Genomic DNA, 16,623 nt, shown 5'->3' on the forward strand with positions numbered 1-16,623 from the left:
AAAACCAACCAGTTCAACCTAACGGCGCGGAGATACACCGAAAGCGACATCCGCAGGATGAAAGAAGACGGCAGCCACAAAATCTGGATAGGCGAACTGGAAGACAAATTCGGCAGCTACGGCAAAGTCATACTAGCGATAGTAAGGCTTAAGCCGGAGGGACGCAGAGCCGTGATAGACACATTCCTCATGAGCTGCAGGGTCATGGGGAGGAATGTGGAGACGGAGTTTCTCAAACATATAGAGCATGACCTTAAAGAAGAAGGCATTAAAGAAATCGTAGGCGAGTATATTGAGACGGCTAAGAATAGGGTCGTGAAGGATTTCTTCGCACAGTTGGGATATGTTGCGTTAAGCAACTCTTGTAATTGCTGGCTGAAGCATATTGATTGCTCATATTAGGCGCTAATACTATCTGTGTGAATATACGGGGAATAATTTTATGACAAAAGAACGTATGATTCAAACACTTATATTGAACACCAAAAAAGGTGCAAAAGGCAGAGGCGAATATCTCAAAAAAATCTTTTATGAAGTGGGAGAGAATGTCTTCTATCAGCCCAGAGTTATACCGTTGTATCCAAAACTGATTAAGCTTCATAACAACATAATGATTGCGAGCGGAGTTAGTTTTACTACTCATGACGCAATCGACGTTGTGCTCAATGGCATTTCTAATAAGTATCGTAATTACAAGTTTAAAGAAGAAATTGGCTGCATAGAAATAATGGACAACGTCTTTGTCGGTGCTAGAACAACAATCCTATATAACACAATGATCGGCGAAAATGTGATAATCGGCGCCGGCTCGCTTGTAAATAAAGATTTGCCGTCTAATGGTGTTTATGCCGGTGTTCCGGCAAGGCATATTTGCTCATTTGATGATTTTGTAAATAAGAAAATGTCGGAAGCAAGGGCATGTATTGATAGGAATCAATGGATTTCCAAAAAGGAAATAGAAAAAGCATGGAATTTGTTTTACGAAAAAAGATCTGATACTACAACGAAAGTAATAGGGTAAAGTTATGGGTTGCAACGAATACGGTCTTGATGAAATACATAAGTTACTTATCCAAGCATTGGACTATATTGATGAAATATGTCGAAACGGGAATATTAAATATTCATTACATGGAGGTGCCTTGCTTGGTGCAGAACGTAATGCTCACCTGATCCCTTGGGATGATGACTTGGATGTTTCGATGACTAGAGATGAATATGTTAAATTTAGAAGTGCAATTGGCAATAATTTGAAAAAAGGATATGTCCTTAGTGAAAAGTATTTCTGGATACCAAGACTAATTTATACAAAAAATGAAGAGACTGTTTTTGTTGATATATTTATTTACGATTATATAACTGAGAATCGTATGGGGCAGATTATTAAAATAGCAACGTTGCATTTTTTGCAGGGAATGATGCGCCCTTACATTGATTATGGGCACTATAGCTTGCTTAATCGTCTACTGTTATTTATTACACACACCTTTGGGAAGGCATTTTCCGATAATCAGAAGCGGAATTTCTATAAATATATTAGCGAAAGTTTTTTGAAGGGCAAGGAAAAATATATACATCGGTCTAATGATACATTTTACGGTATAAATTACATTTTTGACGCTGATTTTATGAGTGAATACATAGACATAGAATTGGAAGGAAAAAGGTATATGGCTAATAAGAGATACAGAGAGTTCTTGATCCGTAACTATGGAGAAAACTACATGACTCCACCACCTGTCTCGGAGCGCAAACCGGCCCATCGTGGTCTCGTATCGGAGACGGAAGAATGAACTATGCAATCATACTCGCTGGTGGTGTAGGACAGCGTATGCGCAACTCTGGCATGCCTAAACAATTTTTAGAAGTGTTTGGAAAGCCAATCATCATCTATACATTAGAAAAATTTGATTCATGTTCGAGTATAGATAGAATAGTTGTCGCATGCAACGCGAGCTGGATCGACCACATGGAAAAACTTCTAAGAAAATATGCCCTTTCGAAGGTGGTTCAGGTTGTATCTGGCGGGAGAAATAGGCAGGAGAGCATTGAAAATGCTTTAAATTATATTGTTAATAATTCCAAAAGCAACGACGACATTGTCGTTATACATGATGGAGTGAGGCCTTTGGTCGAGTCATCTATTATCTCAGAGAATGTTCGCGTCGCTCAAAAATATGGCAGTGCAATGACGGTACGGCCTGTTATTGAGTCTGTAGTTATAACAGATGACCAAACCGCGTCATTTGATGATTTTAAAAAGCGTGACGATACCTATAGTCTTACAGCCCCACAGACGTTTAAGTTAGGTTTGCTAAAAGACATTTATGCAAAGACTAAGGATATTGAACAGCCAATACCTCTCCTCGATTCTGCACTAGCGTATACATATTTAGGTAATAATATATATATAGTAAAAGAGAATAATCAAAATATTAAAATTACCACTCCAGAAGATTATTACATACTAAAAGCTATGCTCGAACTTCAAGAAAATAAATATGTTTTTGGAATATAAGAACAAAAGTGAGGACATCACAAATGGTAGAAAAAAGAGATATCGATATTATATGCAACAGCAGCGTTAACTGGAGGCTATACCAGGGAAGAACAGTGTTAGTCACTGGCGCTACCGGAAGGCTGGGGCGCTATATTCTTGAAACATTAGTAGATGTAGACTTGAGGTATAACCTCAATATGCGCATAGTAGGACTGGCACGATCTGAAGAAAAAACTAAATATGTGTTCGGCAGCACATTGGAGCTTCCCAACGTTTACTTTTTATACCAGGATATAAATACAGTTATCGATTACAATGGACCAATCGATTTTATATTCCATACTGCAGGTGCAGCGGCGCCGATTGACTTTAGAGATCGTGCAGCGGAAACACTCTGGGGGCATGTAAATGGGACCCATAATATACTTGAATGCGCCCGAAAGCATAACACAAATCGAGTGCTCTATGTATCCACAGTAGAGATATATGGCGAGTGGCTGAGCAAGGATAATATAAAAGAATCAGATATGGGGATTATGCGCCATTTGAACTACCGCGCATGTTATCCAGAAGCTAAAAGGCTTTGTGAAACTATGTTGGCTTCATATAAAGAAGAATATAGTATAGATTACTGTGGCGTACGTTTTTCTCATACATTGGGACCTGGAATCGCAATTGACGATGGGCGAGCCTTTGCCGAATTTATGAAATGTACTCTATCAAATAAAGATATAGTGCTCCATTCTGACGGTAGCGCAATGAGGACTTATACATACACTGCGGATGGCGTCAACGCGATTTTCCTTATTATGGAAAAAGGTGAAAGCACAATGTACAACGTTGCTGCGGACGAAAATCTGATAAGCATAAGAGATGCCGCGGAACTTATAGCATCCATGTCACATAGCGGAAAAACAAAAGTGTTATTTAGCGAAGAAGCATGTAATATGCCATATTTACCATTTAAACTCGCAATTATGGATACAAGTAAGGTGCGTGAGCTTGGTTGGAAACCTCAGGTAGATGTAAAACAGGCATTTCAATGGACTATGGCATCATTTTGCTGAGTACTATTATCACTTTATGCAAAAAACGTTGTGCTAATTGTATGGAGTATAAAATTACAAGTTATACGGAAAGGGTTTGATGTGTGATGACTCCCGATGTATCAATCATAATACCTATATATAATCTTGAAAGTTATGTAAGTAAATGCATACAGAGCATCCAAAATCAAACTTACAAAAATTGGGAAGCAATAATAGTCGATGACGGCAGCACGGATAACAGTCCAGCTCTTTGTGATAATTTTGCCGTTGATGACAAAAGAATCAAGGTCATTCACCAAACAAATCATGGTGCCGCGGCCGCAAGAAATAAAGGGATTGAAGCCGCATCTGGAAAATGGATAATGTTTGTGGATGCGGACGATTGGTTAGAGCCAGATGCGGTCGAATGTTTATATCATCAGACGCAGAAACAGTGTGATGTCGTAGTGGCGTCGTACACTTGGGATTTTAGTGATGGTACTAGTCGCCATGCGTCGCTGAATGTCTTTGAAGAACATTGCTATCATGCGATAGATCGAAGAGAATATATGTTAGGGCTGTGTTTAGTAAGTCCCAATGATATGGTCAATCAATTTCCAGAAGATATGTCTATTTGTCCTAGTTTTGCTGGTCCTTGGGCTAAGCTATATAAAAAGTCACTACTGATAGATAATAAAATATTATTCCCTCAACATATTTATTTGGGAGAAGATAGACTTTTTAACCTTTATGTTATTTACAATGCTCAAATAGTTGTATTTATTAATAAGTTTATTTATCATTACTTTATTCGAAATGGTTCTACGGTTAATAGTTCTCTAGCTATATCAACTACAAAAGTTGTAGCGCATTTAGAGGAAACATATTCTTTCATAAAAGAACACCCAAATCTAATAAATACGTTACCATATTTTTATTACAGTTGCTTTAAAAAAATGGAAGCTTTCTCACAATACTTAGCTATGGAAGTCAATTTGAATAAAAATTTTAGGTTTTGTAATAAGAAATTAATAAGTTTTTTCAAATATCCTATCTGTAAAATTTCGGTTTATAATTTATCTGTAAGATATGTTAAAGCATCTCGTGAAAAACTTATGCTTATCCTTTTTAAAGCAAGATTATTGTCGATTGCTTTGATCGTATGTGTTCTTTATTATGCAATTTTTCCAGCCAAAAACCGTTTTAATACACAACCTAATTTATCTACGGATGGAGTAGAAGCGGAACAAAAATAACTATATTGGGTTAAAAGAATGTTTTCTGTAATTTTATATTTATTGTGTATTATTATCAGTTCTACAGCATTATATCGACTTGGATGCTGTTGTCAAAGAGATAGAGTCATTTCTATATACAACATGTGGAAGTATGTTGTATTTGGTTTACTATGCTCGATGCCAATAATAGTAGTTTATACGCTAAGATATGGCATCGGATATGACTATGCAGCATATGAAAAGTATTATGACATAGTCAATAATGTGCCAATATTTGAATATTTTAGAAAACATTTTGAAGGTGTTGGAATATATTATGCGGAAATTGGATATTATTTATTAAATAAATTTTCTATCAATTTTATAGTCTTAAAGTTTATCGTTATTGTTTTTATCAATATCTTTTTAATGATAACAGCAATTAAGAGTCGTTTACATTGCGGAATGCTTTTTTTTATTTTCTTCTGCTTAAATTTAGCTGCCGCAATGAATATTGTCAGATTTTCGATGGCTTTGAGTTTGCTTTTGTATGGTTATATATATTTAGTTGCAAATAAAGCTTCAAAATATCTATTGTGTACTTTAATAGCTGCTCTTTTTCATAAATCAATGTTATTTTGCTTACCGTTTGTTTTGTTAAAAGAGTTTAAGTCACATAAGTTTTCTGTAATGAGAGACGTCGTTCTTCTCGTAGCAGTTTTAGGTTGGCCTGTTATCGCTCCGTACCTATTTAGTTTCGCTGACAGTTTACCTATTTTGACCAGATATTTTTCAATAGGAGCATATAAATTTAACACAAATACTATGCAACATTCATATAAATTATTGTTGCACATATTTGTAGTTCTTTTTCCCTTTGTTGTTATATTTAGAAAAAAAATGCTTTATGATTCACAAACTCGCGTTATGCTTCGTATTTTTATATTAGAGTTCCCGTTTAGAATGTTGGCTTTTTATAACGAATGGTATAGCCGTTTAGTTCGGATTCCGCAGCTGATTGAGGTTTTAATGGTACCTTTCTTGCTATCCAAGGTACAAAACCCTCAAACCAAGTTGCTCTTAACTTTATATTATTGTATATGGTACATATTTTGCTTTATATATAGTGTCTACTATTCAGGTTATGGAGGCATTATCCCATATCAGTGCGAGCTGTTCCGTTGATTCATATGGCGGTGATATATCATGAGTCGATTGGAAAGCAGCATCCGTAATATAAAGTTTTCTATATTGGGACAAGCATTAGGTATATTAATAAACTTAATATCTCGTAAAATATTTGTATCTTTTCTCTCAATCGAATACCTTGGCCTTAATGGATTATTTTCAAATATTTTGTCGATGCTTACACTTGCTGAACTTGGCATTGGAACGGCTATTATATATAGTCTTTATAGGCCTATCGCAGAAGATAATAAAAATGAGATCAAGTCTCTGATGCGGTTATATAAATACGTCTATTGCTCTGTTGGATGTTTTATACTTGCCGCTGGAAGTTTACTGGCTCCGTTCCTAAATCTATTTATTAAGGATATGCCTGACATTACGCATATTAGGCTTATATATCTTATCTTTGTCGCAAATTCTGCCGTCTCGTATTTTTTTACTTATAAGCGTTCGCTTATCATTGCAACTCAGAAACAATATTTAGTCACGGTGTATCATTATGGATTAATGATTTTACTTAACTTTGAACAGATTATAGCTTTATATATTACACAAAGTTTTATCATATATTTGCTTTTGCAAACAATAAATACTTTTTTAGAAAATATTTTGCTTTCTAAAAAAGCAGATAAGTTATATCCGTATTTGTGTGAACACAATATTATGCCGTTAAAAAAAGAAGTAAAAACTACAATAAAACGTAATGTTTTTGCTATGGTTTTTCATCGTATTGGCGGGGTTTTAGTTTTCGCAACCGACAATATTCTTATCTCAAAAATCGTGGGTCTTACTGCAGTTGGCCTTTATTCTAATTATATAATAATAAGACAAGCACTCAATACAATCACGGGTCAGCTTTTTCAGTCTATTTCTGCTAGCTTTGGTAATCTTAACGCGAGCGGTTCAGATGAACACAAACTTGAGATATTTTATGTTATGCATTTTGCAGGAGCATGGATATTTGGGTTTTGTTCGATATGTTTTTTTAACTTAGTAAATCCTTTTATTGAACTATGGCTTGGCAAAGAATATCTATTTTCGATTGATATTATATTTTGGATAACGCTTGCTTTTTATCTTACTGGCATGCGTCAAGCTAGTTTGACAGTCAGAGATGCGATGGGATTGTTCTGGTATGACAGGTACAAGCCAATTTTTGAAATTATTGTCAATATCTTTGCCTCTATTATCTTAGGTAAGAAATACGGAGTAGCTGGAATCATGGCTGGGACTGTGATTAGTACATTAGCGACATGTTTTTGGATAGAACCGTATGTTGTATATAAATATGGCTTTCATACTTCAATAAAAGCATACTTTCAAAAATACGCCTTATATTCTTTCATTACTCTTATTTGTGCTGTATTAACAACATATTTGTGTAGTTTTACTGCATCCTTTGGAATATATGCACTGATTGTCAAATTTGTTATTTGTGTAATCATACCAAATTTATTATATCTTCTGTGTTATAGAACAACCAATGAATTACATTATATAATAACTGTAGCAAAGATTTTTATGCCTCTAAAACTACAATTAGTGGTTCCTAAAAAAAATGAGAAATTCAATAATAGTCGTTACAAACAGAAATAATAGTGTAAAATAAAACGCAGAAAAACTATTAAATTCAGAAGAAAACAGTGATAATGAAGCCGCGAACAACATCGGAGCCTCAGGACTGATTGTTTCAAAGCAAGCTGCAAAATATGATAATATGATAAATATGGAACATGAGCTTGTAAGGTTGGGGGGGAAGCTAGTGGAGTGCGGATAATTATTTGGTCTAAGCAGTTACGCCCATGAGTCTTCTGTACTCCATAGGGCTAAGGCCGCCTAATGACATTTTAATACGTTTATCACGATACCACACCATATATTCTTCAAGCTGCCTCATAAATTCAGGAATTGTCACACCTTCCCAGCTGCGATTATAGAACATTTCATTCTTCAGCCTTCCAAAGAACCCTTCGCAGGCTGCATTGTCCGGAGAACATCCTTTCTTGGACATTGACCTAGTAAGCCCCGCCTTGTCCATACGTTCTATCCACCCGGGCCAGCGATAGCGGCATCCGCGGTCAGTGTGGATTATCGGGTGCGCATCTTGCGGAAGAGACTCTATTGCCCGGTCAAGCATAACGTTGACTAATCGGGCGTCCGGTCTGTCGCTGACCGCCCAGGCGACTGGCATGCCGTCATAGCAGTCTATTGTCGGAGATAGGTGTACTTTCCCGGCGGGGATGGAGAATTCCGTCACATCTGTCAGCCATTTTCGGTTAGGCTTGCCGGCATGGAAATCCCTTTTTATAAGATTTGGGACTGCCGGACTGATTTCGCCAAGGTAGGAACGGAATTTCTTGGCTTTTTTGCCGGCTGACGCAAGATTGTTTTCACGCATAATGCGCCTTATCACCTTTTCTGACAGAATATGGCCTTCCCTGTCAAGCACTGCTTTGACGCGCCTATATCCGTGTCTCTGTCTGCTATCATTGAAGACTTTTATGACGAGCATGCTGTCATGTTCATGCCTGGCCTGGAAGCTCCTGCGTCTTTTCTGAGAGAAATAGCTGCTCTTCGCCATTTGCAGTTTATCCAGCAGCATCGGAATTGGATATTTTTTGTTTAAGGCGTCAACAATCACGGTCTTTTCCTTGTTGCATAAACGGTTCATGTTGACGCCTTGGTCTTTTTTTAAGATTGCTATAGTTTCCTTTAAAATATCTATCTCCAGCTCCATATCCTGTATTTTGGCTTTCAATTCGTCGATTTCTTTGGACGAAGCAGGTTGGCCTTCTTTTAGTTTTCCTCTGGCTCTTTCTTTTGGCGGCCTCATCAGCGCAGACGCACCTTTCCGGATATATATTTTCCGCCAATTATATATGCTTGCAGTACTATATCCCAATTCGTCTGCAACTTTTTGCACAGTCTCGCCGAGTTCAAAGCAGCGATGCAAAGCTTCTAGCTTTATTTCGGCTGGTGGGTGACGCGGATGTTCCGGAGTGTTGCATCCACAAAAAGTAGAACGGTCTTCCGGGGACTTGCGCTGTCGGTTTATCCAATTATATAGAGTCTGACGGCGTGCAGGATAGCCAAGAAGCGCTATTGTACGTGTCACCGATTGTGTTTCTTCATATACTTCAAGAGCACGATGATACTGTTCTTCTGAATACATCTTTTCCCGCTCCTTCTGGCGTTGCGTATCCAGTCCAACTTTTTGTCCGCACTCCCCTAGCCTTCCAAATTACTTTCGTATATTAAGCAGGGTAGTTACAGTGCACCTGTGTTTATCGGCGGCTTAAGCTTCTGCTTATATCAACAGGCGCGGCGCCAAACGGACAAGTATTTGCCCATGAAAGTGTGATTCTGCATTGACCAATATCGATATCGTGTCATGCTCTCTGCGGAGAGTATGCCGATTCAGCTGTCTCAGTAACTGCAGCCGCACGCGCATATTTTGCCGCCGTCTTAATTCGTATGCGGGGCCGCCTAAATATCCAGACTGTCTGGATTCAGCAGGAAGTCGAATATGTTCATTATCAGCACGCCCGACTCGTTGTACCACGGCGTCGGCGAGTCTTTGGTTACGACTATCTTCTTGAAGAAATCTCCGGAGAGCATGAGCGGGCGCAGCTCCTGCTCCATCTTGGCGGAGTCCGGAAGCGAGAAGGCGGACTGGATGTAGTATCGCTTTGACCCCTTGTTGCATACGAAATCTATTTCCAGCTGTTTTCTTACGCTCCCGCCGTTTTCTTTTCCGTTGACTGTTATGACTCCGACATCTACGTTGTATCCTCTGACCTTGAGCTCGTTGAATATTACGTTCTCCAATATGTGAGTCTCTTCCATCTGACGGAAGTTCAGTCTCGCGTTGCGCAGGCCTATATCGGTAAAGTAAAACTTGAACGGCGTGTCTATATACTTTTTCCCACGCACGTCGTAGCGCATCGCACAGTCGATGAGGAAGGAATCGCACAGACAGTTTATGTATTTCTTGATCGTCGGCGCGGTTATAGTTTTCTTCTTCACGCTCTTGAATGTGTTGGAAAGTTTGTTGGGATTGGTCAGCGAACCTACAGAGGAGGAGAGTATGTTTATAATATCTTCGAGTTCTCCTTTATTGCGGATTTTGTTCCTTCCGACGATGTCTGCTATATAGGTCTCTTCAAAAAGCGCCTTCAGAAAATCAGCCTTTTGCTCCGGCGTTTGGAAGTTAAGCACGAGAGGCAGGCCGCCGTAAGTTATATATTCGTTCCAGCCGTCCTGTTTGCTGCCGCGATATACAGTCATGAACTCGGCGAAGCTGAGCGGGTACATATGCACCTCGTCGCCGCGTCCGCGAAATTCAGTTATAACGTCCTTCGACAAAAATTTCGCGTTGCTTCCGGTCACGTATATATCTACGTTCGGCATCCTCGAGATTCCGTTCAGCACGGATTCGAACTCGCCGAGCAGCTGAACCTCGTCCAGCAGAAGATAGTACATACCTTCGCCGAGTATTCTCTCTTTTATGTACGAGTAGCAAAGTTCGGGTTCTCTGTATTTTTTATTCTCAAACGAGTCAAACGCCAACTCGACGATATGCGAGTCGTCCACGCCATCGGATTTCAGGTGAGCCTTAAACAGAGAAGAGAGCAGAAAAGACTTTCCGCAGCGTCTGACGCCTGTGACGACTTTAATAAGCCCGTTATGCTTCTTGGAAATCAACTTATTTAGATAACCGTCTCTCCGAATCGTCTCCACGCCGTGTGCCCGCCTTTCTATTTCTATTTTATATTTCTGTTATTATACGCATTTTTCTAAAATACGATAGAGCACGCGGGCATGAAACAAGCAATGTTATTTTAGAAAATTGCGTAAGTACGCATTTATGTATAAGAAATTTTATAATTTCTCCAGCAGCTTTACAGCCGCAGTCTTCAGGTCGGGGGCGAGGTGGGCGTATACCTGCGTAGTAGTGATGTTCTTGTGGCACATGAGTTCTTTGACCGTATAAAGGCTGACTCCGGCCATTAACAACTGGCTCGCGAAGTCGTGGCGCATATTGTACCAAGTGATTTTCGGATCGAGACCGGCGGCCTGCACCAGCTTGCTGAATGCGCTGTTCCAGTCGACATCACTCCATATCAGACTGAACAGCGATTGGGGACGGACGCCTGTGTTGAGCGACACGATGATGGTGGGGTAGAGCCGCGGAGATTTCGCGCTCTTCGCCGCCTCGATAAGAGCGCAACGCTCCTGCGGCTGGAAATATCTCCTGTCATGAGAACTATCAGTTTCCGCCCGCTTTTCCGGCTTGGGCGTCAGTTTTACGTCGTCGGGCGATATCACCTGTTTTTTATGCAGTTTATTTACCATGCCGTAAAGTATGGTGATCTTCTTAAATATATGCTTCCTGCTGCGCCGTGCATATGTCATGTCTTAGATGCGCCGGTTGTTTTTATGATATAAGGCAGAGCCCCGTCCTACGGCTTGTGGCGTTCGGGAGGGGCTCTGCCGGTATACGTCTTTGAATGCCGTGTTCGTGTATTTAACGGCCTTGTTTATGCGGGATGATTGGATTTGCCGTCAGGCGTGCCGCTTCTGCCGCGGCTGCTGCGCGCTTGAAAAAACTAGAACGGTCCGTATGCCGTCACGGTCGCGTAGGTCAGGAAGGCGAAGGCTACCAGGCACCAGAGGCAGAAGAGGGGAAAGAGCCACTTGACCCACTTCGGATAGGGGACTTTGCACATCGCAAGGGCCACCAGTATCTCGCCGGAGGTGGGGCCTATGAGGTCGGTGAAGGTCGAGCCGAGCTGGAAGGCCAATACCGCCGTCTGTCTGGTTATTCCGAGCATGTCGGCGAGCGGGGCCATCAGGGGCATCGTGATGGCGGCCTGCCCCGAGCCGGAGGGGACGGCGAGGTTGAATATCGTCTGTACGACGAACATGCCGCTGGCTAGCAGTGTCGCAGGCAGCCCTATAAGGGTGTTGGAGAGCCCGTATATGATCGTGTCGATGATTCCGGCGTCGCTCATCATCAGTACTACGGCGTTAGCCATGCCGATGATGATGCACGGGGCGAGCATGTTGGCGGCTCCAGCCAGGAAGTCGTCGCATATTTTGCTCGGGCGGCTTCCTCCCACGACGCCGGCTATTACGCCTGCCGTCAGGAATACCGCCGCCAGTTCGTCGATGTAGTAGCCGTGCGCGAGAACGCCGTAGACAGTCCACAGTATCGCCGCGAACAGTACCAGCAGCACAAGCTTCTGCCGCGTGGTCAGCGGCGCGGTCTCGTCGGCGTCGAGGACGTATTTCTTGGCGTTCTCCAGGTCTTCCGTATAGCTGGGACTTAGCTGCGGGTTCTTTTTTATCCTTCTGGCGTGCCACATGACGTAGGCCATGCTGACGAGCAGCAGGACGGCGAAGAGGGCAAGGCGAAGCGGCATGCCGGAGAAGGTGGGCAGTCCGGCGATGCTCTGCGCTACGCCTACAGTGAATGCGTTCGTCGCCGCGCCGCCGTATCCGGCCGCGACCGCTCCGAAGACGATGCCGAGGGCGGTCATTGAGTCGAAGCCCATCGAGAGCGAGACGGCCAGTATAAGGGGGATGAAGGCCAGGAATTCTTCAAAGTTGGCGCAGAAGCAGGACATCAGTCCGAATACCGTCATGACGACGGGGATCATGATTATTTCTTTTCCTCTCGTCGCACGCACCACGTTCGCCAGGCCGGCGTTGATCGCTCCGGTGCCTGACATTATGGCGAACATGCCGCCGATTATCATCAGGAACGCGATGATGTAGGATGCGTTCTGTATCCCGAGCGTCAGAGACTTCATAAGGTCGAAGAGGCCGATAGGGTTCTGCTCCGTGTAATGGAAGCTGTCCGCGACTACGATTTTGCGGTCCATTGCCTCCACGTAGACGCGCTCGAATGAGCCGGCCGGAACGATGTAGGACGCTATCACGACAAGGACCATGACCACGATCAGGAAGATCATGGGATTTATGCCTTCCAGTGATTTTTTATTACTCGACATATATTTTTCCCCTTTCGTAATGTTTGATGTTCGCCGCAGGCGTCCGCCGGTTACGAACTTTGCCTGGCTTTTTCGCTGAGCTGGCGTTTAGCCGAGCGCTGCGAGGAGGCGGCGCAGGTACCCGTACATTTTTCTCGTCGAAGAGATTTGAAGCGCTTCGCTGGGCGAATGGAAGTTTTTGCATTCGGGGCCGAGCGACACGGCGTCTATATCGGGGCGTTTGGCGCTGAAGTATCCTACTTCCAGCCCCGCGTGGACTGTCAGGACTTCGGGCTTCTCGCCGAAGCAGTCCTCGTATACTTTTACGCACAGCTCGCGCAGCGGCGACTTCGGCTGAAAATGCCAGCTCGGATATGCGTTGCTTGAATGGCACGTTCCACCGAATATATCTGCGAGCCGCTGCATGCGCTGGAAGAGGTATGTGCGGCGGCTTTCACGCGCCGCCCTGATTTCTATGACGAAGTGCAGTTCGTGCTCGTCCAGATATATCTCTCCTACGTTGTCGGACGTGTCCACAAGCCCCACCAGCATTTCGTTCATCTGGTAGATGCCGTCCGGGCACAGCGCCATGGCGTCTATGACGCGGGCTGGCGATACGACGGCCCATTCCGGGGCGTGGGATGCCGGCTCAAGCGCTACGGCGACGCCGTTGGCGGTGGCGGCGAGTTCGCTCCTGGCCAGCTCCTGCATTTTTTGCAGCTTTGCGTGCGCCTGTTCCAGACAGGATGGGGGCATCCATACTACGGCCTCAGCGTCCCTTGCTATGGCCAGGCGGAAGGTGCCGCCGCGTATTGGGCCGAGGCGGAAATCACAGCATTCCTGCACCGCCATCAGCATGCGGTTAAGCAGGACGTTGGCGCTGCCGCGCCCGCGGTGGATGTCCTCGCCTGAGTGTCCGCCTTTAAGCCCGGAGACTGAGAGGCGGTACGGAGCCCAGCCCTCGGGCGGCTTGTCGGCTATTACCGGGATTCTGATGTCTACCTGCATTCCGCCGCAGCTTCCGCAGATGATTTCGCGGTCGCATGTATGGTCCAGGTTGATGAGCTTTACTGCCTTCATTTTTGCCGCGTCGAAGTTTTCCGCGCCGGACATGTCGTCCTCTTCAGCCGTGGTGAAGAGGACTTCAAGCTCGGGATGCGCCAGCCCCTCATCCTCGAACGCCGCCATTGCTAATGCCACGCCTATCCCGTCGTCGGCCCCGAGAGTGGTACGCCCGCCGGTCGTTATCCAGTCTCCTTCGATTTCCATGTTTATCGGGTCGCGGCCGAAGTCGTGTTCTACCCCGAGCGCCTTTTCACAAACCATGTCCATGTGCGCCTGGAGCATGACGCAGGGCGCATCCTCATATCCTGGAGAGGCCGGTTTCCTGATCAGCACGTTGTTGCTGCCGTCGCGTTCCGCGCTCAGCCCACGCGCCTCCGCCCACTGAAGCAGATATTCGCTTATCCTTTCCTCATGAAAGCTCGCCCGCGGAATTTGACTGATTTCGTAAAAACATCGAAATACCGGCTCATGAATAAGTTCTTCCAGTTTCTTGTCCACACCTTGACCTCCCAGCGGAATTTCTTCGAATAGTGAAACAAATTATGGATATTATGTATCCGAGATTATATCTTGCGCTATTCCGTTCTGTCAATTTTACCGCGTCCGGATTTAGAAAGGCGCGCGGCAGCGCGTGGCTGCGGTTCCGCGGCGCGCAGATCCGCCGCGCAAGCGGTATGTACGTGGGCTGCCCGGCTGATGCCGGATATAAGAGCCAAGCCGTAAAACGTAGCGCCGCCGTTTTCGCCCCGGCGCTTAGTGTATGGACGCTTCGGTGGAAGATTGGGGGATAAGACGAAGCGCCGCATTCATTCCGGAATGAGGCGTCTCGCTGGCCGTGTTTCTCATTTTACAGGCTTTCGGCTCCGTCGTCATGTCTTGCGGCGTTGGCGGCCAGTTTCCTGGCGCTGTGCGTCGCGTAGCAGTATTTGCAGCCGTTGGGGCATGTGTCGTAGGCTCCGACGTCTGCGCTTGGTGCGCAGCGGCAGGCCGGCCGCTGATTTTTGTCCTTTGCGCGCGGCAGAGGGCGGCCCGTGATTTTTTCTATCAGCGCGGCGTCCACGCAGCTTCCGCGCTTTATGCCGAAGCGCGTTAGGGCTGCGTCCTCCGCGCAGGTTTCGAGCGTCATACCGCAGCCGCGTGCGATTGCGGCAAACTCGCGCGCGAGCGCAGCCCTCTCGTCCGCGTCAGGCGCGCGGAAGCCGAGCTCTCTCGCGGCGCGGCTCATGCCCCGGTATATGTCGAGATAGCTGAAGACGCAGCGGCGGGTGAAGCCTTCGAGTGCGCGCGCGAATTTCTCAAAGCTCGCGGCGTGGAATGAGATGTCGTATTTTTCACTTATCAGCAGCGGGTCGTACCTCCATATCACGCGCTCCGGGCCGATCTCACCGGACAAGCGGCGGAAGGCCGGTATTGCTTCCTTTTCCTTGTCGGGCACGCCCGGCTCTATGTCGCGCCCGTAGGGCGTAACTGTGAACTGGAAGTAATAGGCGTAGTCAGAGAGCCACGCTAGGCGCGGAAGCATCGGGCGCGGGTCCTTCGTCCAGAATACGATTGCGTCCACGTCTTCCGCGCGCAGGCTGACGCGGCGCGCCTGATTCGGGTTCATCGGGTTGCGCGCGACGGCGTACCCCGCGCGCAGCCTCCGCATGAACCACTCTGAGTAGCGCGCCGGTATGTCGGTGCGCCGGCTGGCGCTGATTATCATGGGCGGTGGCGCGTTACTGCGCTGCGCTCCACAGCATTTCGTTGTCTTTAAATTCCGCCTTCACCCTGCCGCCGTCGTAAAGGTACGAAAGATACGACTTTATCGTGCTGCCGACGAGGACGTACTGGTTGTCGTCCATCTTCAGGCCGCAGCGGTCGAAGACTGCCTTCAGGATTTTCTCGAAAGTCTTCGGCTCGCGGCACAAATCAACGAGAAGCCCGGCGATTTCATGGACTTTCGCCCGGTTCAGCGCGGCGAGTTCCTTAACGTCCTCCGAAGCGTCGCAGTGGGCCGGGATGAAGAGTTTCGCCTCAAGTGTCTCGATCATGTCGAGCGTCTCCAAAAACTTCGCCACGTCGTAGATGAAGACGATGTGATATTTTTCGATTATCTCGCGGCGGAACAGCGCGTCGGCCAGGAAGCAGACGCCGTCGCCGGTCATGATTCCTATCATGTCTAGGTAGTGCCCGGGCAGCTTTATGACGGAAAGGCCCTCGGGCAGGCCGCCGGCTACGTCGCAGGTTTTTTCCGTCGGCTTAGCCATGAGGAATTTATTGCGCAGCTTCGAATAGGGATAGCCGCCGTAGAGCATCGTGCTTTCCAGCTCCGGGTGGCGCGCGACCGCGTTCTCGACGTCGGTGGACAGCACCCGGCATCCGGTGCGGCTCTGTATGAACTGGTTGCCGCCGGTGTGGTCGGCGTTCGAATGCGTGTTTATGATGCAGTTCACGCGCCAGCCGCGCTCGGTGATTATTTTGAGGATTTTGCGTCCAGCTTCCTTGTCGCTGCCCGAGTCGATAAGGCAGACTTCCTCGTCGTTGATGCGGTAGACCCCGACGTTCGCGGGGCTCTTTATGTACCAGCTTTTTTCACCGGCCTGTATCAGTTCGTACATTTTCGCGTTCCTCCGTCCTTTTGTTCGCTT

The 16,623-nt window shown here is 45.5% G+C and carries 14 protein-coding genes and 1 pseudogene; 8 read left to right on the forward strand and 7 right to left on the reverse strand.

What is annotated here, in order from left to right:
- The 8 genes and pseudogenes from B5F39_RS01570 to B5F39_RS01605 all read left to right on the forward strand — a co-directional run.
- Positions 1-402: pseudogene (locus B5F39_RS01570) on the forward strand (FkbH); the annotation flags it as partial.
- Between the two features lie 40 nt (positions 403-442).
- The gene (locus B5F39_RS01575) at positions 443-1,021 is read left to right on the forward strand and encodes an acyltransferase (RefSeq protein WP_087363178.1); all 579 of its coding nucleotides are present in this window, start codon (positions 443-445) and stop codon (positions 1,019-1,021) included.
- Between the two features lie 4 nt (positions 1,022-1,025).
- Entirely contained in the window at positions 1,026-1,793 is a 768-nt protein-coding gene (locus B5F39_RS01580; protein WP_087363181.1) for a LicD family protein, read from the forward strand.
- Positions 1,790-2,518 (forward strand): IspD/TarI family cytidylyltransferase, encoded by a 729-nt coding sequence (locus tag B5F39_RS01585; protein WP_087363184.1) that lies wholly within the window; start codon positions 1,790-1,792, stop codon positions 2,516-2,518. The genes B5F39_RS01580 and B5F39_RS01585 overlap by 4 nt, the downstream gene beginning before the upstream one ends.
- A gap of 23 nt (positions 2,519-2,541) precedes the next feature.
- Entirely contained in the window at positions 2,542-3,567 is a 1,026-nt protein-coding gene (locus tag B5F39_RS01590) for an NAD(P)-dependent oxidoreductase (RefSeq protein ID WP_087363186.1), read from the forward strand.
- An 86-nt stretch (positions 3,568-3,653) separates the two neighbouring features.
- Positions 3,654-4,784, forward strand: coding sequence for a glycosyltransferase family 2 protein (locus B5F39_RS01595; RefSeq protein ID WP_087363189.1), 1,131 nt, complete (start codon positions 3,654-3,656; stop codon positions 4,782-4,784).
- Between the two features lie 123 nt (positions 4,785-4,907).
- Entirely contained in the window at positions 4,908-5,930 is a 1,023-nt protein-coding gene (locus B5F39_RS01600) for an EpsG family protein (RefSeq protein WP_255376001.1), read from the forward strand.
- Positions 5,931-5,960: 30 nt separating this feature from the next.
- Complete coding sequence (locus tag B5F39_RS01605) at positions 5,961-7,529, forward strand: hypothetical protein (RefSeq protein ID WP_143330613.1); 1,569 nt, start codon at positions 5,961-5,963, stop codon at positions 7,527-7,529.
- A 190-nt stretch (positions 7,530-7,719) separates the two neighbouring features.
- Here the strand turns inward: B5F39_RS01605 and B5F39_RS01610 are convergent, their stop codons facing one another.
- The 7 genes from B5F39_RS01610 to B5F39_RS01640 all read right to left on the reverse strand — a co-directional run bounded on the left by B5F39_RS01610 (position 7,720) and on the right by B5F39_RS01640 (position 16,593).
- Entirely contained in the window at positions 7,720-9,105 is a 1,386-nt protein-coding gene (locus tag B5F39_RS01610) for an IS3 family transposase (protein WP_087363194.1), read from the reverse strand.
- 314 nt (positions 9,106-9,419) lie between these two features.
- Positions 9,420-10,673, reverse strand: a complete 1,254-nt coding sequence (locus B5F39_RS01615; RefSeq protein ID WP_239391029.1) for an ATP-binding protein — start codon at positions 10,671-10,673, stop codon at positions 9,420-9,422.
- A 141-nt stretch (positions 10,674-10,814) separates the two neighbouring features.
- Positions 10,815-11,288: a tyrosine-type recombinase/integrase gene (locus B5F39_RS01620; RefSeq protein WP_158095894.1), complete on the reverse strand. Its 474-nt coding sequence runs from the start codon at positions 11,286-11,288 to the stop codon at positions 10,815-10,817.
- Between the two features lie 254 nt (positions 11,289-11,542).
- A complete protein-coding gene (locus B5F39_RS01625) occupies positions 11,543-12,949 on the reverse strand; it encodes a Na+/H+ antiporter NhaC family protein (protein WP_087363198.1) in 1,407 nt (468 codons plus the stop codon).
- An 87-nt stretch (positions 12,950-13,036) separates the two neighbouring features.
- A complete protein-coding gene (gene pepD, locus B5F39_RS01630; RefSeq protein ID WP_087363200.1) occupies positions 13,037-14,491 on the reverse strand; it encodes a beta-Ala-His dipeptidase in 1,455 nt (484 codons plus the stop codon).
- 349 nt (positions 14,492-14,840) lie between these two features.
- Positions 14,841-15,698: a DUF1848 domain-containing protein gene (locus B5F39_RS01635; protein WP_087363201.1), complete on the reverse strand. Its 858-nt coding sequence runs from the start codon at positions 15,696-15,698 to the stop codon at positions 14,841-14,843.
- Between the two features lie 13 nt (positions 15,699-15,711).
- Entirely contained in the window at positions 15,712-16,593 is an 882-nt protein-coding gene (locus tag B5F39_RS01640) for an MBL fold metallo-hydrolase (protein ID WP_087363203.1), read from the reverse strand.
- Positions 16,594-16,623 lie beyond the last annotated feature (30 nt).

It is taken from the genome of Cloacibacillus sp. An23, from assembly GCF_002159945.1.
Taxonomy (GTDB): Bacteria; Synergistota; Synergistia; order Synergistales; family Synergistaceae; genus Caccocola.